This is a genomic window from Brevibacillus sp. FSL K6-6036, from assembly GCF_037964015.1.
Lineage (GTDB): Bacteria > Bacillota > Bacilli > Brevibacillales > Brevibacillaceae > Brevibacillus > Brevibacillus borstelensis.
The window spans coordinates 995,041-1,014,114 of record NZ_CP150173.1; the positions used below are offsets into that span (position 1 = coordinate 995,041).

Consider the following 19,074-nt stretch of genomic DNA (forward strand, 5'->3'; position numbering starts at 1 on the left):
ATTTGAAAGAAAAGGATGAAAACGTTCGTTATACTTCATGAACACAGCCAAACAGTCTGCCAGTATCAGCCGCATGCCTGAGGAGCGGCGACGATAACCTGGATGCAAAAAGGGATCAGCCAATTTGTTATCGGAAGCCAGCGGGACAATGGCGTCTGGAACAGCGGCATTTCCGTTAGGGAAAATTTGCAGACCTGTTTTGGCAAAAAGGCAATCGCTGCGCAGCAAGCCTTTTGCATAGGAGGAAAAGAAAAACATGCAGGACGATAACGAGCTCGTTCGTCTGGTGCTAGGGGGAAACCAGCAAGCCTATGCACGACTTGTCGACAAGTATAAAGGAAAAATATTTGCCTACCTGTACCGGATGATTGGACAGAAGCAGGATGCCCAGGATTTGGCCCAGGAGGTTTTTACGAAGGCGTATTTCCAACTAGGCAAGTTTCAACAGGACCGCAATTTTTCAGCGTGGCTCTACCGTGTTGCTGCCAACCACTGTCTGGATGAACTCAGACGGCGGAAGCGCACCGTTAAAACCACTGGCGAAGAAGTGGAACTGATCGAAATGGAGACGCCGGAGGAAGCTTTCTTGCAAAAAGAGCAGAAACAGGTGCTTCTCCGCCGGATTATGGACTTGGAAGAGGAATACCGGTCAGTGTTCGTGCTGCGCTACATCGACCAGCTCAGCTACAAGGAGATCAGCGAGGCGCTGGCGCTTCCGATGACGACTGTCCAGATGCGGATTCACCGGGCGAAGAAGAAGCTGCGGGAGAGCTTGGAGAAAGGGGGGACTTCCTTGTATGAAATGTCACAAATCTGACCAGTTGAAGCCGTATTTCGACGGGAAGCTCTCCCCGCTGGAATCAGCCAGGCTGGAGCAGCATGTCGATCAATGCATCCCTTGTCAGGAAGAATTGGCTCACATCATGGAGGGTACGCCAGAAGCGGAAGAACTGCTGGCAGAGGAGCTGCTCTCTCCTCGTTTTACAGAGCTGGTCATGGAGGATATTGCCAGGCAAGAGAAAAGCAGGAACAAAAGAAAAACGTGGAAAAAAAGGAGCATGGATATTATGAAGAAGACAGCGATTGCCGTAGCCGGTCTTACGGCTGCCGTTACATTCGGAACGATGGTTTCGCCGACGTTTGCCAATTACGTAAACAGTTTGTTCAATACTGTTAAAGATGTGGACGGGGGCTTGAAACAAGCAGCGGTCGAGGGCTACGCCCAGCAAATCAACAAGCAGGTAACGGATAAAGGCTACACCGTGACCGTCAAGGAAGTGCTCGCCGATCCGACGCGCATTGCCCTGATCTTTGAGATTGTCGATAAGGATGGAAAGAAGCTGGATTTCAAGGCGGGCAATTACGAAGAGAGCTTTACGCTTACAGACAAGGCCGGCAACGACCTGAATCCCGAGGGAGATGGCTGGGCACGTGGGAAATACGGGGATTACATGCTTGTCAGACAGGATTTGTATGACATATTTGACTCAGTAGAGAAAGTGCCAGACGAGCTTACGGTCGGCGTTGAGTTCAATAAAATCATGGACACCGAAGGCTCGTGGAAGCTCGATATTCCCATCGATATGAAAAAGGCTAAAGAAGTGGCGAAAACGGTAGTGATCAATCAGGAGTATACTTCGCCGCAGGGGGTCGTCATCAAGCTGGATAACATCATGACCGTTCCCAGCGCCAGTCTGCTTACCCTAGAGACGGCTTGGAACGAACAGAAAAACAAGGAGTATAGGAAGCTGATCGAGGAGAAAGGCTGGAATGATGCGCCTGAGGGGCCCAGGAAGGAAATGCGGTTAACTCCTGGAGAACTGATGCAGTACTACTTGACTGATTACGGTCTGGCCTATGAAATTCTTGACGAAAAGGGGAATCTGATCGCAGGTCGGGATGATACCATGTTCGAAACCTTGAACGGCATTAGAAAAAATGAGGTGCGCAACACCAGCAAAGGCAAAGGAAAAGGCGAAGGACAAGGAAGGGTGTGGTGGGACGGTTTTGCACCGTTTACAGGCCATGAAAAGCTGACCTTCAAGCTTCACTCGATTTATCTGAATGAACCGGCGTCCTTTGAGGCCAAGATTTCTCTCGATGAATTAAGCAAACAGCCGGTGACGGTTAAAAACAGCGGAAGCACCTTTACATTCAGCAAATTCCACCTGAAGACGACGGAAGAAAAGGAGAGGTTCGGAAGGCACGAGTCTCGTGGCAAAGGCGGAATCATCGAGTTTGAAGCAACCCTGCCGAATGACATCGTATATATTACCGATTGGAAGGCAACAGACGACAAAGGCAACGTATACCGTATGAGCATGGACAACGGCGACGGAGAGTATACCCGCGATAAAGACGGACGCGTGCAAATCAAGAGTGCTCTATTCATAAGCGGCCTCGAGAAGCAGCCGAAGGAGCTGACCATCACCTACGGCATTCAGGAGCGTCAGTACCGCGACCTCAATTGGGAAGTTCCCATCCAGCTTGACAAGTAATGCCAGCTTTCGTGCGCTCTCTCTTTTTGCTATAATAGGGCAGAGAAAATTGAGGGAGTTGTGACGGAGGATGCAAGAGCTGTTTGACAAAATGAAGGAATACTTAAATATGGACACGGAAATTTCCTTTGAAGAGTTTGACGGTTACTATAAAAAGGTGACAGCGTTCCTGAACGACAACTGGACCGGCCTGGGCGAGGACGACACCATGCATATGCTGTTCATCCTAGACAACCTGAAGTCCAACGGGGAAGACCGTTCCAAGCGCAAGACCAAGGAAGCCAAGAAGTACGCCAAAATGGCACAGCGCTGCGAAATCTGGGCGACCGCTCTGATCAATCGTCTGCGTGAAGCAGGCCTGACCGACGAAGAAATCGGCAAGCGCTACGAAACGATTTACGAAGCCGTATAAGCAAATTGTGAAGCCGCATAAGCAAATTGCGAAGCGGTGTAGGCAAGATGCAAAGCAGTGTAAGCAAATAGCAAGGCAGTGTAAGCAAACCGAGGGGAAACCCCGGAAGCAACTGAGCGCACAAGAAGGCGGAGGATGCGGCAAGCATTCTCCGCTTTTTATAAAAAGCTGGTTGCGACCTCTAAGTTGAGCCTTTTAAGTTGAGCCCTTTTGAGTGGCTCCCTTTTGCTCGGACTCATGATAGACCTGTTCCCTTGAAATAAGCACATCCTATTGACAAAGAGCAGACAAAAATCTATAATTTTTAACTAATTTAAAATATTACGTAAGGACGAAAAGAAGCGTAGAAAAGGAAGAGTAGGAGCAAAGGCGACGCGCAGAGAGCCATCCCCCTGTGCTGAAAGGATGGACGTCAGCTTGCTGTGAAAATCACCTTGGAGCTGTGTTCTTGAAAGTTTCGCGGATGCGATCCGAGTAAAGGACAACGGAAGCCGCCACCGTTATCCGGCGGAGTCTCTAGATTTCACCGGAGACTCTCAAAGTCTGTTTTTCGCAAGGAAACAGAGAAGCTGAGTGGTACCGCGATGCCCTCGCCTCAGCCAGTCGTGCGCAATTTTTGCACAGCTGGCCGACGGCGGGGGCTTTCTTCTTTTCGAAAAAGAAACAGGGTGTGCACCAGGAGAGGAGCAAGACCATGAAAACAGTAAGTATGGAAGATATCATCGTTGCCAATCACGTACTGAAGGATGTGATCGCAAAAACGCCGCTGCAGCTAAACAAGCGGCTGTCGGAACGGTACGGCTGTCATGTGTATCTGAAACGAGAGGATTTGCAGGTAGTCCGTTCCTTCAAAATCAGAGGGGCGTACAATCTCATCCGCAATTTGTCCGACGAAGAACGCCAAAGGGGTGTCGTTTGCGCCAGCGCAGGCAACCACGCGCAGGGTGTGGCCTATTCCTGCCAGCTATTGCAGATTCGCGGCACGATTTTCATGCCGGCCACGACGCCCAGGCAGAAGGTAACACAGGTCAAGCTGTTTGGCGGAGACTACGTGGATGTTGTCTTGGGCGGAGACACGTTTGACGACTCGTTTGCGGAAGCCATGACATTTTGTCTGCAGGAAAACATGACCTTCGTCCACCCGTTTGACGATCCGTACGTAGTGGCCGGACAGGGGACGGTAGGGGCAGAGATCATGAACGACATGGACGAGCCTGTCGATTATGTCTTCATGAGCATCGGCGGCGGAGGGCTTGCCGCAGGTGTGGGAACGTATGTAAAAGGAATCAGCCCGTCCTCGCGGATCATCGGCGTGGAGCCTGCGGGAGCGGCTTCCATGACAGAAGCGCTGGCCCACGATGATGTGGTTACGCTTGACGAAATCGACAAGTTCGTGGATGGAGCGGCGGTCAAGCAGGTGGGACAGCTTACGCGGGAAATATGCAAGGAAGTGCTGGACGACATCGTGCTTGTTCCGGAGGGGAAGGTCTGCACGTCTATTTTGGAGATGTACAATGAAAATGCCATCGTCGTGGAACCAGCCGGAGCCCTGCCGATTGCGGCTCTTGATCTGTACCGGGAGCAAATCGCAGGGAAAAACGTCGTCTGCATCATCAGCGGCGGCAACAACGATATCGACCGGATGCAGGAGATCAAGGAACGCTCGCTGTTGTATGAGGGGCTGAAGCACTACTTCATCATCAACTTCCCGCAGCGTGCCGGAGCCTTGCGCGAGTTCATCGACGGGGTACTGGGGCCGCATGACGATATCACCCGGTTTGAGTACACAAAAAAGAACAACAAGGACAACGGCCCTGCACTGGTCGGGATCGAACTGAAGTCTCAGGAGGATTACGAGCCCTTGATCGATCGGATGAAAAAGCACGGCATCCGCTATGTGGAAATTACCCATGATCCGTATCTGTTTAATCTGCTGATCTAGGCCCGGGATGCCTGAAATTATGGTACAAACAATTGTTGTAATACAGTAAGGAATAGTCAAAAAAGTGCTAATACAGAGAAAACAGGAGCAAACAGAAGCGAGAGCGAGCAAGTCTGTGATAATACAGCATAATGTTTTATAACAAAGTTTTATAAAACAAGTGCTGTTATAATACAATAACCTCAACGAACAAAATCGGGGGGTTATGGTCATGACGCCAATCACGACGTTCTTTCGCAATCTCGAATCGAAATGCTGCGCAGCTTGCGGCCAAACGATGGTCGAGCAGGCCGAGTCTTATATGACAGAGTGCTTTGCTTGCCAGGAAAAGGCCACACACGATGCATACCTGTATTATCACACAAAGAAATAGGCAGCCCCGCGATAGCATATGAGGAGCAACTGCCATGTATATAGAAAGAATTCAGCGCTTGCAAAGAAATGGATAGAGCAGCAGAGAAATGTCTCTGTCGACTCTATCCATCTTTTTTTCAAATCGGTTTGGGGAAGACAAGTCTTCTCGTTTTCGCTACCTTTTGTTCAAAACGACTTTTTCTGCCTGTTCCTTGACGTAATCGATCAAGCCGAGCTGAAAACCGCGATTTTCGAGCAGCCGTTTTGCTTCATACGTTCCCGAGTAATAAGCGAGTACGTGAGGATCAGTTTCCAGCACGTGGCGGCACGCTTCATCCTGCCACAGCTCCTGGTACCAGTCAGCCTGCTTGATCTTTTCGATAAGCTCTTCGTAGGGCGGCTCCGGCTTTTTCCACGGATTCAACCGGTGGAAAATTTCTGCCACGATCGCGACTACGACCAATATTCCGATTAAAAACATGCTAGAAGGCCCAGTTGCCGCCGCGGAACAGAGGCTCTCTCGTACCGTCGGCAGCAATACCGTCGATGTCCATTTCATCTGATCCAATCATGAAATCGACATGAGCCAGGCTGGTGTTGATGCCTCGCCTGTCAAGCTCCTCAGGCGACAGGCTGGTTCCTCCCTCGATGCAGACGGGGTAGGCATTCCCGATCGCGAGGTGGTTGGAGGCGTTTTCGTCAAAGAGCGTGGAGAAGAAGATCATATTTGACTGGGAAATCGGAGACTGATGCGGAACCAAGGCGACTTCCCCGAGATAATGGGAGCCTTCGTCCATCTCGATCAGCTGCTGCAATACTTCATAGCCCGTTTCCGCAGAGAAATCGACAATCCGACCGTTTTCAAAGGTGAGCGAAAAATTCTCGATCAGATTTCCGTTGTAGCTGAGCGGCTTCGTGCTGCGTACGACACCGGAAACGCCCGTCTTCTTCGGAGCGGTGAAAACCTCTTCTGTCGGCATATTGGCCATGAAGGGGACCCCTTTGGCGTTTACGCCGCCTCCGCCGATCCAGATGTGAGATGTCGGCAGTTCGATCGTCAGGTCGGTACCCGGCGCCTTGTAGTGCAGGGCGTGGTACTGCTTCGCATTGAGATATTCGACTCTTTGGTTCAGATTCTCCTGATGTTCTCTCCAGGCCTGAACCGGATCGTCCTGATCGACGCGGGTAGCGCGGAAAATGGCCTGCCAGAGCGCCACGATTCGCTGCTGCTCGGGAAGGTCGGGGAAGACCATCGCCGCCCAGGCAGGGTTCGGTGCGGCGATCACGGACCAGCTCACCTGATCGCTCATCGTATAGCTGCGGAATTTGTTTAACGCTTGACCGGCTGACTTTTTCGCGGCAGCCAGACGCTCGGGGTGAACGCCCTTCAACAGATTCGGATCGGAATCGATGATGCTGAGAAAGGCCGCCCCTTCTTCTGCCATCGTTTCCATCCCTTTTGCTTTCCACAGCGGATACTCATGAAAGGCCTCGTCCGGTGCGAGATCGTACTTCATCCGTGTCAGCTCGTCATCGCGCCATTCCATATGTACGTCTTTTGCCCCTGCTTCGTACGCTTTTCGTGCAATTTTTCGCACCAGATCGGCGGAGGAAAGGGAAGCGGTGATCACCAGAGTCTGTCCAGGCTGCACATTTACGCCGACTTTTACCGCCAATGACGCATACCGGTCCAGCATGGTATCGAATGCATTCATGAAAAAACCTCCTCACAACAACGGATTCTCTTTTTCAGGGATCGCAGTGATGAATGAGCTTATTATAACAGAGCGTAAAGCTGGCATGCTCTTGAACTTGAGACTTCGCTTGCAATGAAAAGAATTTAGGGGCACTCTATGGAGAAAGAGGTGCAAGGGAAAAGGAGGAGCGGACATGTTTCACCCGCTTGTTTTTGACAATATCAAAGTGGTGCTGGAAGGAGCCGTGTACGACAGGGACTTTGAAGGCAGCATCACGATTATCGGGCGTTCGGACACCATGGATCTGGCGACGTTCCACAGGCAGTTTCAGATCGATTTTCGGCTGGCAGACGAATTCGGGGAGGCAAAGGGTGTCTTCGCCCAGATGCAGCTGCGTACGTCGCTTGCCGATATTGCGGCCGAACAGCTGGAGCAGCCTTTGACAGAGCATATCGGCTGTACGATCTGCATCCATTTTTTCATGACAGTCACCGATGTGCAGCGGGAGACAGAAGCCGTGGCGCAGATGCTGAATGATATCTGGGGGAATCGGCCGTACATAACGCAAACCATTAAAGCCAAGCTGGACGAGTATCAGCTCCACTGGCCGCCCAAACAGTACGAAAACCAGATCACACTCGACTTTCATCGCAAAATCGACGAGGGCAACATCGAGGATCTCCGCGGCTTGGTGGATCATACAATCGCATCGCTCACACAACTGCATGCCGTCCTTGCGAAAAGATCGTGAAGTAACTGTTTACAAGCAGAAAAACAGGCAGTATCATTTTGTTAACGCACTTTATTTTTAAGTTGACAAAATGGAGGCTATCATGAGAAACGAACGATTGAAATGGCTGGTGCTTTCTGCCATCTTTGCCGCTGTAACGGCTGTCTTTTCGCAAATTACGATTCCGCTGCCGCTTATTCCGATTACGGGTCAGACGCTGGCTGTCGGCTTTACCGCGACGATTCTGGGGAGCAGGTGGGGGACCGTAGCGATTCTCATCTACGTCCTGCTGGGTGCAGTAGGCCTTCCTGTATTCTCAGGTGCTAGCGGTGGACCACAGGTATTGGTGGACAAAACCGGCGGTTACATTTTTGGCTTTATTTTTACGGCTTTTGCCACTGGTCTCATTCTCGAAAAAACGCGTTTTACCTTTACATGGGCTCTGGTCGCCAATATTGTCGGCATGATTATTACGCTCATCTTCGGGTCGGTCCAGCTCAAGTACGTTCTGGACATTCCGTGGGACAAGGCTTTTGCCGGAGGAGCCGTACCATTCCTGCTGGTAGGTGTCGTCAAAGCCGTCCTGGCTGCCTGGATCGGCATCAAGGTGCGCGAGCGGCTCGTATCCTCAAATCTGCTTCAGGCACACAGCAGACCGCTATCCTGAAACAATCCAAATCGCTCGCCGAGTTCGGGCGATTTTTTTTATTGCCCGAATCCTTGTATCCACATTTTGATGGTTTACGGCAGTTCAGTCCATTGTCCGTGTCCTCGGTGGTTGCGAGACCTCCTCCGACAGCAACATCGACAGTCATTTCTCTCAGACATGGCACTCATGGTATAAACGGCCAGACTGGTTGGATACTACAAACAGTATTGGGAAAAACACGACTGAGAATGGGGGAATGATCGTGAATATAACCACCATACCTGGCCCAAAAGGACTGCCGATCTCGGGCAACCTGCTCGCCTTTCGCCGGGACCCGCTCCGCTTCCTGCGCGAAGCTGCGAAAGAACACGGCGATGTGGCCCACTTTCGCTTTGGCCCCTCGCGGCATGTGTATTTGATCAGCAATCCGGACATGATCAAGGAAATTCTGGTGAGCAAGCAGGCCCATTTTCGCAAAGGAAAAGGCTTGCAGGTCGCCCGGGCGGTCGTCGGTGACGGCATCCTCACCAGCGAAGGACAGAAGCACATACGCCAGCGCAGGCTGATGCAGCCGGCATTCCACCGCGAGCGGATCGCGACCTACGGCGAGTCCATGGTCCAGCAGGCGATAAGCTTGATGGATGACTGGAAAGCAGGAGATGTACGCGATGTGCATGAAGACATGATGAAAGTGACGCTGGCGATTATCACAGAGACGATGTTTGGCAAAGGTCTCAAGGAAGGCGCCGACCAGATCGCCAGGGCCATCGATGTGGGCCTGAAATACGTCTCGACGAAAGCGTCGTCCTTCATCGACATTCCGCTCACCGTTCCGACCTCAAGCAACCGGCAGTTCCGCGAGTCAGCCGAGCTGCTCGACAAGACGATTTACAACATCATCGAAGAGCGCCGCCGTGAAGGAGATCAGGGGCGCACTGACCTATTGGCGATGCTGCTGGCGGCAAGAGATGAGGATGACGGCAAAGGAATGACGGATGAGCAGGTAAGAGACGAAGTCATGACCATCTTTGTCGCAGGCCATGAGACGACAGCCAACACGATGTCCTGGATCTGGTATCTGCTGGCGACCAACCCTGAGGCGGAAAAAAAGCTCTGGGCCGAGCTGGACGCGGTGTTGGGAGGACGGCTGCCCACGGTAGAGGATATTCCGAATCTGAAGTATGTAAACCAGATTATCAGCGAAACGCTGCGCTTGTACCCGGCGGCTTGGACGATCAACCGGGAAGTCGCCGAAGAAGTGGAGATCGGGGGGCATACGTACAAGCCCGGAGATACGCTCATGATGAGCCAGTACGTCATGCACAGAAGCGAGAAGTACTACGACAGGCCGGAGGATTTCATCCCGGAACGGTTTGAGGGGGACTTGCTGAAGCGTATCCCGCAATACGCCTACTTTCCGTTTGGCGGAGGTCCGCGCATCTGTATCGGGAACAACTTTGCCCTGATGGAAGCCGCGCTGCTGCTCGCTACGTTCGCACAGAAGTATCGCTTTCAGCTCGCCGACCCGGGCAAGCCCGTGGAAGCGGAGCCGCTTGTCACCCTTCGCCCGAAAGGCGGTCTGATGATGAGGCTGGAGGCGCGGTCGCAATAACGAAAGGGCACAGAAAAAGACACGGACCATTGACGGTTCGTGTCTTTTTGCATAAAAAAAAGGCATCTGCCCACCATTTTTGCAATTTCCGCTAAGGTGTTAGATACCGAACTGGGGTTATTTATCACTGAAAGCAACATGCTATACAAGATAATCTACCAGACAATTATAAAGGATATATTAACTGAGAATAAATCTATATAAATTAAGATTGGAAAAAGGGGATCGTAAAGGAAAAAGAGCTCCCCCTCCCCAGCTCGCTGCTGACGGAAATCGAACCGCCGTGACGCTGGACGATGCTTTGGCAGATCGTCAGGCCCAGGCCGGTTCCGCCATTGTTGCGATTGCGCGATTTTTCCGCGCGGTAAAACTTGGTGAAGATTTTGGTCAAATCCTCCTGCGAGATGCCTTCACCCTTGTCGATCACGGAAAAGAGCACATGCCCCTCCCGCTGGTCGCAGGTGAGCAGGATCGATCCGTTCGGCTTGTTGTAGTAAATGGCGTTGTTTAACAGATTTTCCAGTACGCGGCGGAGCTTGGTCTCGTCCGCCTCGATGTACAGATCATTGGAGATGCGCAGCTTCCACTGGAGTGTTAGTCCCGATTCCTTGATCTTGACCAGGTAGTCCTCAATGATTCCTTTTGCAAAGCTCTTGACGTGGATGCGGCTCAGGTTCAGCTTCAGCTCCGTACTTTGCTGGGTAAAGTCCTGCAGTTCGTCGAGCAGCTTGTCGAGATCGTCCGTCTTCTGTTCGATCTTTTTCATCTGCTTCTTGATCCGTTCCAGATCGGTTACCCGCCCTGAGGCGATGTAGGAGGCGTATCCTTTGATCGTTGTCAGCGGTGTCCGGAAATCGTGAGCGATCGCGGAAATCAGCTCGGATTGACGCTCTTCGGAAAACCGGAGCTGATCGACCATGTCGGAGAAGTAGCGAAACAGACGGCCAAATTCGTCTTCTGAATGGTACGTAAACGAAACCAGCCGTTTTCCTTCGCGAATTTCCTGCGTTACGCGGGACAGCTCGTTTACCGGCCGGTGAATCCAGCGGACGAAGAAGCCGAGCAGGACAAGTCCGACCAGGGCAATGCTCCCGTAGATGTACCAGAGCATCATGCTGACCCCTTTTGTTGCCATAATATCGGAGTCATCTGTGTAGAAGTAGATGATGGTTTCGCCTTTTTTCGGCGGTTCGTGTTGAAAATGGTATTCCGCCACAACCTTCAGATCGGTATTTTCCTTTTTTATTTTCCTCGGCGGATTTTTCAAATTGTATGCCTGGGATGTCTTGATGAAGATCGTGTTGCCGTTGGCGTCCTTAACTAACATTTTGTATACCAAATCCTCCGGCAACTGCTTTTCCAACTCGCTGCGGTCTGTCGGGTCCTTGAAATTGCTGGCGCTGAGCAGCTGATTGACGCGAACCTTTTCAGCCGTTTCCTTTTCATAGCGATATTGATTGTGGCGATCCGTTTTCAGTTGAACGACAATAATATCCTCGAAGACAAACTTGAAAACGAACAGGTTCAGCGCAATCAGTGCGAAGAACGAGAGGAACAGCTTGTTGCGGATGCTCATCTACACCTTCTCCCCGATGAAAACGTAACCCGTCCCCCACTGCGTTTTGATGTACTGCCGCTCCCGTTCCAGCTTTTCCCGCAAATTTTTGATATGAACCGTCACAGTATTGAGGGAGCCGTAGCCGTATCCCCATACCCGGTCGTAAATTTGTTCGCGGGTAAACACAATGCCGGCATTTTCGGCCAGAAAGGTGAGCAACTGAAATTCTTTGGTGGAAAGGTCAATTTTTTCTTCATTTACATACACCGAGTACGTTTCCTTGTGGATTTCCAGTCCTTTAAATTTCAAAACGGTAATGGAGGAGCCGGATGGGTCCTTTTCGCTGTGCTCTTCGGTATGCTTGCGAATCCGCTCGTACCTTCTCAGATGCGCCCGGATGCGGGCGAGCAGCTCTTCCGTGTCGAATGGCTTCGTGATATAGTCATCGGCGCCGATTTCAAAACCGACGACTTTGTCGACCGCTTTTCCTTTCGCACTGAGAAACAGGATCGGCAGGTCCGATTCGCGGCGAATTTGCGAGCACAGCTCATAGCCGCTCATATTCGGCATCATGATGTCCAAAAGAATCAAATTGGGCTTCAAGCCTTGCTTCAACAAAGTAAGGGCATGCTCCCCGCTCTCTGAAGAAGTGACCTCATACCCTTCGTTTTCCAAAATATCTTCAAGAAGCTCTATGATTTCCTGATTGTCGTCTACAAGCAAAATATGGTCTTTCACAGGTACTCCCCCAGTAACCTCAAATCTCCTGAATATTTGTATTCTCTCCTATCATAACACGGTTTGACTGGTGAAGGACAAAGAAACCAAACGTTACCAGCGTGTTCCGGCAGGAAAAAGGACATATAATGAAGAATAGCGGGTGTTACTTCCTATTGACACCAGGTGCTAAATTTCGTCAGAAAAAGCCAGAGACCTAACGTCCCTGGCTTTCATTTTTGTGCTTGCACTTACTTGCTAGGCTGCGCTTCCGGCTGTTGTTCCGGCTGTGGCACTGTATGTGTCTCAACTGGTGTCTCAGCTGCAGCTGCTGCCTGCTGCCCAGGCTGTTGCTCTGGTTGAGCTGCCTCGGGCGCTTTCGCTTGTTGTTCTGGTTGTGCTTCAGGCAAGGAAGCCGCTTGTACCGCTTTCTTGGCTGGAGGAGTGTCGGTGGCTTTCGCCTGGAGTGCCGGAGCAGCGATTCGCTTGGCTCCTACATAGCGTTTGCTCCAGTAGTAGGGGTCGCTCAATTTGGTATTGACGACGCCTCTGCCAGATTCCGAGTGCACAAACGTGTCATTGCCGATGTAGATTCCTACGTGGGAAATGCTTCTTCCATTCGTCTTGAAGAAGACGAGGTCGCCGGGCTGCAAATCTTTGCGGCTAACCGGTTGGCCGACTTGATACTGAGAAGAAGAATTGTGAGGCAAATCTACACCTAGCGCATCAAACACATAGCGTGTAAAACCGGAGCAGTCAAAGCCTTTTTTCGTGGTTCCGGAAGACTTGTAAGGGACACCGTACAGATCATTGACGACAGTCATCAGGGGGGTTCCCTCCTGAGCATGCGCCGCACCGGTACCCATTGCAAGCAATCCGGCAATAAGCAAAGAAACTACTGTCTTGCGCAAAAGATACTGCTCCTCTCCTGAGCCTACGAGGTTAGCTGAAGGGTTCGGTCGAAAGGAATGCCCTAGACTGCGAGAGCGCAGCCATTCACCCCAAAGATAGTGGGTCCCCCGTTTCCGCATAGCGGAACTCGGCTATTTTTCGATATTTTTTTACACGCACCTCCACACAATTCAACACTTGTCCCACTTTTCCTTTTTCTACCCTTGTTTGTTCACGATTTCGTCACAATATTTTGTCATAAGCTGTAACGTTTCGTCAGTACCGTGCAAACGACATTTTTCTTCTATATGTAATGGAAACCATGTGTCGGACTTTTCTTCTCCATGACGGCTCGCCCTGCGCCGGAAAAGGGCTGAATCCAATCAAGAGGGATCCTTGTCCGATTGGGGGACGACACTTTATCCGTCCAGGGACGGAGGCAAAAACCAACCGCTCGCCCGTTATGTCGAACACTCGCCCCGTCTAGAATAAAGGCATAAGGTTGACACACCAACAAATAGTCGATTGGAGGGAAGCATTTCATGAGTGAGCGGTCTGGCAAGGTGCTCCTTGGACTCGCATTGCTGCTGACCGGAGGGTTTGTCTTATTGGACCAACTCGGTATCGATGGCGGCGATTTCCTCGGTGTGCTGATCCCCGGGCTGATCATGTTATACGGAGCCCGTAAAGTGATTGGCAGCTCCGGTTCCCGCTTCTGGGGGATACTGGTCTTTCTGTTCGGGCTGTTAATGTTGATCGGCAAGCTGCATTTACTGTTCAATGTCGTACTGGCTATCGGAGTGATTTACCTCGGGTACCGCTTTATCCGCCGCAGTGACAAGACGCATGATTCCATGCCGACAGCATGGGAGCGGCAGTGGGCACGGCAGGTATTGAAAGAGGATGCTCTGGACGGCTGGGAGCACAGAATGGCCAAGAAGCAACAACCTTGATATCGATGACAAGTGATGAAACAAACCTGAAAAGTGCAAGGTACATGACAATCAAATTTCTTGTGATATGATAAGGAGGACTAAAAAATGGGTATTTTTAAACGACTGCGTGACTTGACGGTGGCTTCTGTGAATGACGCTTTGGATTCGATGGAAGATCCGGTGGTTATGCTCAATCAGTACATGCGTGACATGGAAGTGGAGATCGGACAAGTGGAAGTGGCAGTAGCGAAGCAAGTGGCCCTGGAGAAGAAATTCCACCAGCAATGGGAAGAGGCAGTGGCGCTTGCGGAAAAACGCGATCGTCAGGTGAAGCTGGCGCTGACCGAAGGAGAAGACCTGCTCGCGCGCCGGGCTTTGGCCGACAAGAAGCAATACGAGCTGCGTGCCCAGGAATACGAAGCCCTTTATCTGACAGCATCGGAAGCCGCTCAGCAAATGCGCGAGAAGCTGGCCGAGCTGAAAGAAGAATTTTATAAAATGAGAGCGAAAAAATTCACTCTGATGGCAAGAGCGCAAGTAGCGAAAACGCAAAAGCAAGTGAACCATGCAATTGTCGGCATGGGCAATCAATCTGCCGGCAAAGGCTTTTCCCGGATGGAAGAAAAAGTGCTGCGGATGGAAGCGGAAGCCAATCTGAGCGGCCAGTGGCGCCAGACCAGCGCTGGTTTGGAGCAATCTCTCGAGTCCCTTGAAAAGAATGATCTGGATGAGGAGCTGGCCCAAATCAAAGCGTCTTTGCAAAGCAAAAAGGATGCCGAGCCTGCGAAAGTTCAGGAGTAACGACAGGAATCAGGCATCTCGTGTAGAATAGGAAGTGGCAACCAGGCAGCCTGTCCAAGCAGGCTGCTTTTCCCCTAGGAGGTTCTATCCTTGGCAGACTTTATGGTCTTTTTACGTCGATTTTTTGCGGAGCCAGGACGTGTAGGAAGCATCATTCCCAGCTCTCGTTTTTTATGCGAAAAGATGCTGTGCAGCGTGGACTGGAATCAGTCTGACGTGATTATAGAACTGGGGCCTGGAACAGGCGCCTTTACGGAAAGCATTCTAAAGAAAAAAAGGCTCGATACCAAATACATTTTGGTGGAGAGAGATCCGTTGTTTCGGGAAATGCTGACTCGCCGATTTCCCGGCATCACGATGTGGGATGAGGCACTGAAGCTGCAAGAGTACATGAGTAAGGCCGGGATTGGCAAGGCTGATGCCATTATCTCCGGACTTCCGTTTGCCAACTTTCCCGCGGAATTGCGGACGGGGATCTTGGATGAAGTCCAGTCTGCCCTTGCTCCGGGTGGCCTGTTCATCACGTTTCAATACTCCCTCCAACTGAAAGCTGAGCTGCAGACGCGCTTTCAGCGGGTAGAAACCACATTTACGCCGTTGAATATTCCGCCTGCGTTTATTTATACTTGCCGTGACGGAAGTGTAGGAAATTAGCCGACATGGGGCGTAAGAGAGGAGACCTTTGTGAAATTGTCCCGCTTACAAAAAATGACGGTCGGTGTCTTGATCATTTTGACAGGAATTGGCCTTTTTCTTGACAGCTTGCATATAATCACGTTTGGCCTCTTTGATTTGTGGCCGATGGTTCTCGTGTATTTCGGCGTACAGATGTGGGGAAATCACAAGCGTGTTCGGGGAGGCCTGCTGGCCGGGCTCGGCATCATGATTGCTTTGGACATGTGGCTTCATATCGGCATGGATGATCTGTTCCAGCTTGTAATCCCGCTTTTGTTCATTTACTTTGGATTTCGGCTGATCCGTGGGCGTTCGGCTGACAAAGGAATCCGGCCGACAATACCGGAGGCTGCCGAAGCAGCCGATGCTGATCCGAATTTTGCTTCAGCGGAAGATACGGCAACAGGCAAACAATCAGGGCATTGGAGACAGAAAGCGGGATACCGCAATCCATTTGGAACGGAAAGAAGCAGATGGACTGCTTCATCCGCGGGCCCTGGCAGCATTTTGTCGCCCAAAGATTCCCGCAGTTCGCTGATCGGTGATTTTCACTTGACATCCGGCCGCTTTGAGCTAAGCCAGTTGCATATCTGGCACGGAGTCGGGAATGTTGTCATAGATCTGTCCCGGGCGATGCTGATGGATGATGAAGCGTTTCTGATAGTCGACGGTTGGGTGGGGGACGTCACTATTTACGTTCCGGTAGATATGCCAGTAGCCGTATCTGCGGAGGTGCGCATCGGCGATCTGGAAGTGTTTGGCCATAGGCAGGGGGGCATCAATCGCAGCGTGATGATCCGCTCCGAACAGTACGAACAGGAAGCGCAAAAAATCCATGTACAGATTTCGCTGCTCGTCGGCGATGTTAAAGTCAAGTACATCTAGGGGGTACTGACAAATGCGACGACAGCGGTTGGCAAGTATCCAATGGCAGTACGTGCGCTACGGTTTGCTGCTGGCCGTAGGAGCGGTTACCGCCTCCTTTTTGTGCAGTTTGATTCTGTATTTCGTGGTGGCCGGGGACCCGGACGTCACGAGATGGCTTGCGACCTACCTGCATCTCTATTTGCCGGAGAAGCTGGATTGGAAAACACAACTGGCCTCGTTTGCATTCGCGATCCTGACAGCAAGTGTCGTCGGGTTGGTCGGAGGCTACATTTTCGGGAATTTGCTGAAAAAGAGACTGCAGGTGCTTTGGGAGGCAGCCACCAGCCTGGGGCGCGGCATATTGTCTTCGCGCGTCCCTGAGCTGGGCGAGGACGAGATCGGTGAACTGGGCTGGCAGCTGAACCGTCTGGCGGCCCAGTGGGAAGAACAGGTCGCTTCCCTGCAACGGCTGTCCAATCACAACGCCGCTTTGGCGGAACAATTGAAGCATACAGCGGTCACCGAAGAGCGGCAGCGACTGGCCCGCGAGCTGCACGACGCGGTCAGCCAGCAGTTGTTTGCCATCGCGATGACCACTGCAGCCTTAAAAAGACTGATCGAAAAAAATCCGCAGCGAGCTGCCCAGCAGATCGAGCTGGTGGAAGAAATGGCCGCGGCTGCGCAGGCGGAGATGAGGGCGCTCCTGCTGCACCTCCGCCCGGCGACTTTGCAGAACAAGGCACTGAAGGAAGCCATTGAAGATCTGCTGGAAGAGCTGACCCGCAAAAATGCGATGGAAATTAGCTGGGAGATCGAAGAAGTGGACAACCTGCCGAGCGGAATCGAGGACCATCTGTTCCGCATTTTGCAGGAATCACTCTCCAACACGCTCCGGCATGCCCGTGCCAACCACATCGCGGTCAAGCTGTTTACGCTGAAGGGGCAAGTCAGGCTGCGCATCGTAGACGATGGCGTCGGCTTTGATCCGGAGGGAGAGAAGCTGACTTCGTACGGATTGAGAAGCATGCGGGAGCGGGTGGCAGAGCTCGGCGGCTCGCTGGATATTTACTCGGCAGTCGGAAAAGGGACGCAGATCGAGGTGCGCATCCCGATCATGCTGCAAGCGGAAATGGAAGGGAGAGAGCTGACATGATACGCGTATTGCTCGTGGACGATCATGAAATGGTGCGAATGGGGTTGGCTGCTTATCTGTCTACTGAAGACGACATTGAAGTAGTAGCCGAAGCATCCAGCGGTGAAGAAGGAGTGAAGCTGGCTGTCGAGCTGCAGCCGGACGTGGTTTTGATGGACCTCGTGATGGAGGGGATCGGCGGCGTGGAAGCGACCAGGCGGGTACGTGAAACCTGCCCCGCTAGCAAAGTCATCGTCTTGACCAGCTTCATTGATGATGAAAAGGTATATCCCGTCATTGAGGCAGGAGCGTTCAGTTATCTCTTGAAAACCTCGCGTGCAGCCGAAATTGCCCGGGCGATCCGGGCGGCAGCCGCAGGCGAGCCGGTCCTGGAGTCTCGCGTCGCCGGCAAAATCATGGCCCGCTTCCGTCATGGACAAGAAGCGCAGCCGCATGAACAGTTGACGCCGCGCGAGCTGGAAGTATTGAAGCTGATCGGCCAAGGCAAGTCCAACCAGGAGATTGCGGACGAACTGATCATCGGCATCAAGACCGTAAAGACCCACGTCAGCAACATCCTGTCTAAGCTGGGCGTCGAGGACCGTACACAGGCGGCCATCTACGTACATACGCATCATCTGGACTAGCTGCTGCCCTGCTCCTCATTTCCATAGCTATCCCGTTTTCCGCTAATTCGGACTCACCCTCTGGGTGAGTTTTTTTGCTTGAATTTGGCAATCATAGAATGTAGATGATGCGGAAAGGAGAACGGGCTATGAGGCACAAACCGCGTACACGCTCCAGGGTGATGGCTGCCGATCAGGGTGTCGACATTGTCGGCGATGTCCATGCTTGTTACGACGAGTTTATAGAGCTCTTGCAGCGCTTGGGGTACGAACGTTGCCACGACGGGACCCACCGGCATCCTGAAGGCCGGAAGCTCCTTTCTCTCGGAGACATTACAAGCCGCGGGCCACAATCGATCAAGATGCTGCAGTTTTTCATCCGGCATGTGGCAGCGGGCCTGGCGGAGATGGTGGACAGCAACCACGGGTGGAAAATTGCCCGCTGGCTGGATGGACGCCCTGTCATGCTGGCGCACGGTGACGAGAAGGTAGCAGACGAGTTTCAAATATTCGAACGGGAGTACGGGGCCAGGAGGGCCGACCAATTAAAGGAGCAGAGCAGGAGACTCCTGTTTTCCTCCCCTTCGCACATGATGGTGCACTACCAGGGGCGGCTTGTCCTCGTAGCGGTTCACGCGGGGATACGCGATGATTACATCGGAAAAGAATCGCCTTCCATCCAAAGCTATTGTCGGTACGGAGATGTAGCCGGGACAGGGGCCGACGGGAGACCGATCCGCAGGGATTGGGCAGCCGAACGGGTAAAAGCCGAGCCGCTTATCGTCTGGGGACATGATCCTCGTCCCGAGCCGGAAAGAAAGAATGGCACGCTCAATATCGACCAGGGATGCGTGTTTGGAGGGATGCTTACCGCCTATCGCTTCCCGGAGGACGAGATTGTGAGCGTACCAGCACGTGAAAACTACTCAGGCTTGGCAGAAACGCCGTTGACACGCTATTTGGCCGAGTTTGGATGAG

General features: G+C 52.1%; 19 protein-coding genes, 1 pseudogene, 1 riboswitch and 1 other annotated feature. Of the genes and pseudogenes, 15 read left to right on the forward strand and 5 right to left on the reverse strand.

The genetic code is table 11. From position 1 onward, the window contains the following. The first annotated feature begins 256 nt into the window (after positions 1-256). The 5 genes from NST37_RS05150 to yhfH all read left to right on the forward strand — a co-directional run bounded on the left by NST37_RS05150 (position 257) and on the right by yhfH (position 5,225). Entirely contained in the window at positions 257-817 is a 561-nt protein-coding gene (locus NST37_RS05150) for a sigma-70 family RNA polymerase sigma factor (RefSeq protein ID WP_024984713.1), read from the forward strand. Next, positions 798-2,498 (forward strand): DUF4179 domain-containing protein, encoded by a 1,701-nt coding sequence (locus tag NST37_RS05155; RefSeq protein WP_227278281.1) that lies wholly within the window; start codon positions 798-800, stop codon positions 2,496-2,498. The genes NST37_RS05150 and NST37_RS05155 overlap by 20 nt, the downstream gene beginning before the upstream one ends. Positions 2,499-2,568: 70 nt before the next feature. Further along, a complete protein-coding gene (locus NST37_RS05160) occupies positions 2,569-2,910 on the forward strand; it encodes a hypothetical protein (RefSeq protein WP_003391505.1) in 342 nt (113 codons plus the stop codon). A gap of 335 nt (positions 2,911-3,245) precedes the next feature. Further along, positions 3,246-3,511: a binding site (T-box leader), on the forward strand. Between the two features lie 93 nt (positions 3,512-3,604). Further along, positions 3,605-4,852, forward strand: a complete 1,248-nt coding sequence (gene ilvA / locus NST37_RS05165) for a threonine ammonia-lyase IlvA (RefSeq protein ID WP_003391507.1) — start codon at positions 3,605-3,607, stop codon at positions 4,850-4,852. 211 nt (positions 4,853-5,063) lie between these two features. Next, the gene (gene yhfH, locus NST37_RS05170) at positions 5,064-5,225 is read left to right on the forward strand and encodes a protein YhfH (protein WP_003391510.1); all 162 of its coding nucleotides are present in this window, start codon (positions 5,064-5,066) and stop codon (positions 5,223-5,225) included. Positions 5,226-5,381: 156 nt separating this feature from the next. On the opposite strand, the gene NST37_RS05175 is transcribed toward yhfH, so the two are convergent. Beyond that, on the reverse strand, positions 5,382-5,687 hold the full coding sequence (locus tag NST37_RS05175; protein WP_003391512.1) for a hypothetical protein: 306 nt from the start codon (positions 5,685-5,687) through the stop codon (positions 5,382-5,384). 1 nt (position 5,688) lies between these two features. Beyond that, on the reverse strand, positions 5,689-6,921 hold the full coding sequence (locus NST37_RS05180) for an aminopeptidase (protein ID WP_003391515.1): 1,233 nt from the start codon (positions 6,919-6,921) through the stop codon (positions 5,689-5,691). 175 nt (positions 6,922-7,096) lie between these two features. Between NST37_RS05180 and NST37_RS05185 the strand changes: the two genes are divergently transcribed. The 3 genes from NST37_RS05185 (at position 7,097) to NST37_RS05195 (ending at position 9,894) form a co-directional block, all read left to right on the forward strand. Next, entirely contained in the window at positions 7,097-7,654 is a 558-nt protein-coding gene (locus NST37_RS05185) for a hypothetical protein (protein WP_003391518.1), read from the forward strand. Between the two features lie 82 nt (positions 7,655-7,736). Then, on the forward strand, positions 7,737-8,300 hold the full coding sequence (locus NST37_RS05190; protein ID WP_003391520.1) for a biotin transporter BioY: 564 nt from the start codon (positions 7,737-7,739) through the stop codon (positions 8,298-8,300). Positions 8,301-8,538: 238 nt separating this feature from the next. Then, positions 8,539-9,894 carry a cytochrome P450 gene (locus tag NST37_RS05195; RefSeq protein ID WP_003391522.1) on the forward strand — a complete coding sequence of 452 codons (1,356 nt, stop codon included), beginning with the start codon at positions 8,539-8,541 and terminating at the stop codon, positions 9,892-9,894. Between the two features lie 205 nt (positions 9,895-10,099). On the opposite strand, the gene NST37_RS05200 is transcribed toward NST37_RS05195, so the two are convergent. From NST37_RS05200 to NST37_RS05210, 3 genes and pseudogenes are all read right to left on the reverse strand, one after another. After that, positions 10,100-11,470, reverse strand: coding sequence for a HAMP domain-containing sensor histidine kinase (locus NST37_RS05200; protein ID WP_003391524.1), 1,371 nt, complete (start codon positions 11,468-11,470; stop codon positions 10,100-10,102). Continuing rightward, positions 11,471-12,190 (reverse strand): response regulator transcription factor, encoded by a 720-nt coding sequence (locus NST37_RS05205; RefSeq protein ID WP_003391525.1) that lies wholly within the window; start codon positions 12,188-12,190, stop codon positions 11,471-11,473. A 362-nt stretch (positions 12,191-12,552) separates the two neighbouring features. Then, positions 12,553-13,080: pseudogene (locus NST37_RS05210) on the reverse strand (C40 family peptidase); the annotation flags it as partial. A 5-nt stretch (positions 13,081-13,085) separates the two neighbouring features. After that, a riboswitch (cyclic di-AMP (ydaO/yuaA leader) is annotated at positions 13,086-13,224 on the reverse strand. Between the two features lie 378 nt (positions 13,225-13,602). Between NST37_RS05210 and NST37_RS05215 the strand changes: the two are divergent. From NST37_RS05215 to NST37_RS05245, 7 genes are all read left to right on the forward strand, one after another. Then, on the forward strand, positions 13,603-14,013 hold the full coding sequence (locus NST37_RS05215) for a membrane protein (protein WP_024984706.1): 411 nt from the start codon (positions 13,603-13,605) through the stop codon (positions 14,011-14,013). A gap of 87 nt (positions 14,014-14,100) precedes the next feature. Beyond that, positions 14,101-14,796, forward strand: coding sequence for a PspA/IM30 family protein (locus NST37_RS05220; RefSeq protein ID WP_003391530.1), 696 nt, complete (start codon positions 14,101-14,103; stop codon positions 14,794-14,796). A gap of 90 nt (positions 14,797-14,886) precedes the next feature. Next, positions 14,887-15,450 carry an rRNA adenine N-6-methyltransferase family protein gene (locus tag NST37_RS05225; RefSeq protein WP_024984705.1) on the forward strand — a complete coding sequence of 188 codons (564 nt, stop codon included), beginning with the start codon at positions 14,887-14,889 and terminating at the stop codon, positions 15,448-15,450. A 30-nt stretch (positions 15,451-15,480) separates the two neighbouring features. Next, a complete protein-coding gene (gene liaF, locus NST37_RS05230; protein WP_024984704.1) occupies positions 15,481-16,356 on the forward strand; it encodes a cell wall-active antibiotics response protein LiaF in 876 nt (291 codons plus the stop codon). A gap of 13 nt (positions 16,357-16,369) precedes the next feature. Next, positions 16,370-17,491 carry a sensor histidine kinase gene (locus NST37_RS05235; protein ID WP_003391538.1) on the forward strand — a complete coding sequence of 374 codons (1,122 nt, stop codon included), beginning with the start codon at positions 16,370-16,372 and terminating at the stop codon, positions 17,489-17,491. Further along, entirely contained in the window at positions 17,488-18,117 is a 630-nt protein-coding gene (locus tag NST37_RS05240) for a response regulator transcription factor (RefSeq protein ID WP_003391540.1), read from the forward strand. Before NST37_RS05235 ends, NST37_RS05240 begins: the two co-directional genes overlap by 4 nt. Before the next feature lie 128 nt (positions 18,118-18,245). Next, on the forward strand, positions 18,246-19,073 hold the full coding sequence (locus NST37_RS05245; protein ID WP_003391542.1) for a metallophosphoesterase: 828 nt from the start codon (positions 18,246-18,248) through the stop codon (positions 19,071-19,073). Position 19,074: the final 1 nt, after the last annotated feature.

Coding starts and splice junctions, on each gene's coding strand:
- NST37_RS05215 (WP_024984706.1), top strand. CDS start 13,603: ATGAGTGAGCGGTCTGGCAAGGTGCTCCTTGGACTCGCATTGCTGCTG.
- NST37_RS05245 (WP_003391542.1), top strand. CDS start 18,246: ATGAGGCACAAACCGCGTACACGCTCCAGGGTGATGGCTGCCGATCAG.
- NST37_RS05195 (WP_003391522.1), top strand. CDS start 8,539: ATGATCGTGAATATAACCACCATACCTGGCCCAAAAGGACTGCCGATC.
- NST37_RS05190 (WP_003391520.1), top strand. CDS start 7,737: ATGAGAAACGAACGATTGAAATGGCTGGTGCTTTCTGCCATCTTTGCC.
- ilvA (WP_003391507.1), top strand. CDS start 3,605: ATGAAAACAGTAAGTATGGAAGATATCATCGTTGCCAATCACGTACTG.
- NST37_RS05150 (WP_024984713.1), top strand. CDS start 257: ATGCAGGACGATAACGAGCTCGTTCGTCTGGTGCTAGGGGGAAACCAG.
- NST37_RS05155 (WP_227278281.1), top strand. CDS start 798: ATGAAATGTCACAAATCTGACCAGTTGAAGCCGTATTTCGACGGGAAG.
- NST37_RS05185 (WP_003391518.1), top strand. CDS start 7,097: ATGTTTCACCCGCTTGTTTTTGACAATATCAAAGTGGTGCTGGAAGGA.
- NST37_RS05180 (WP_003391515.1), bottom strand. CDS start 6,921: ATGAATGCATTCGATACCATGCTGGACCGGTATGCGTCATTGGCGGTA.
- NST37_RS05175 (WP_003391512.1), bottom strand. CDS start 5,687: ATGTTTTTAATCGGAATATTGGTCGTAGTCGCGATCGTGGCAGAAATT.
- NST37_RS05200 (WP_003391524.1), bottom strand. CDS start 11,470: ATGAGCATCCGCAACAAGCTGTTCCTCTCGTTCTTCGCACTGATTGCG.
- NST37_RS05235 (WP_003391538.1), top strand. CDS start 16,370: ATGCGACGACAGCGGTTGGCAAGTATCCAATGGCAGTACGTGCGCTAC.
- NST37_RS05240 (WP_003391540.1), top strand. CDS start 17,488: ATGATACGCGTATTGCTCGTGGACGATCATGAAATGGTGCGAATGGGG.
- NST37_RS05220 (WP_003391530.1), top strand. CDS start 14,101: ATGGGTATTTTTAAACGACTGCGTGACTTGACGGTGGCTTCTGTGAAT.
- yhfH (WP_003391510.1), top strand. CDS start 5,064: ATGACGCCAATCACGACGTTCTTTCGCAATCTCGAATCGAAATGCTGC.
- NST37_RS05160 (WP_003391505.1), top strand. CDS start 2,569: ATGCAAGAGCTGTTTGACAAAATGAAGGAATACTTAAATATGGACACG.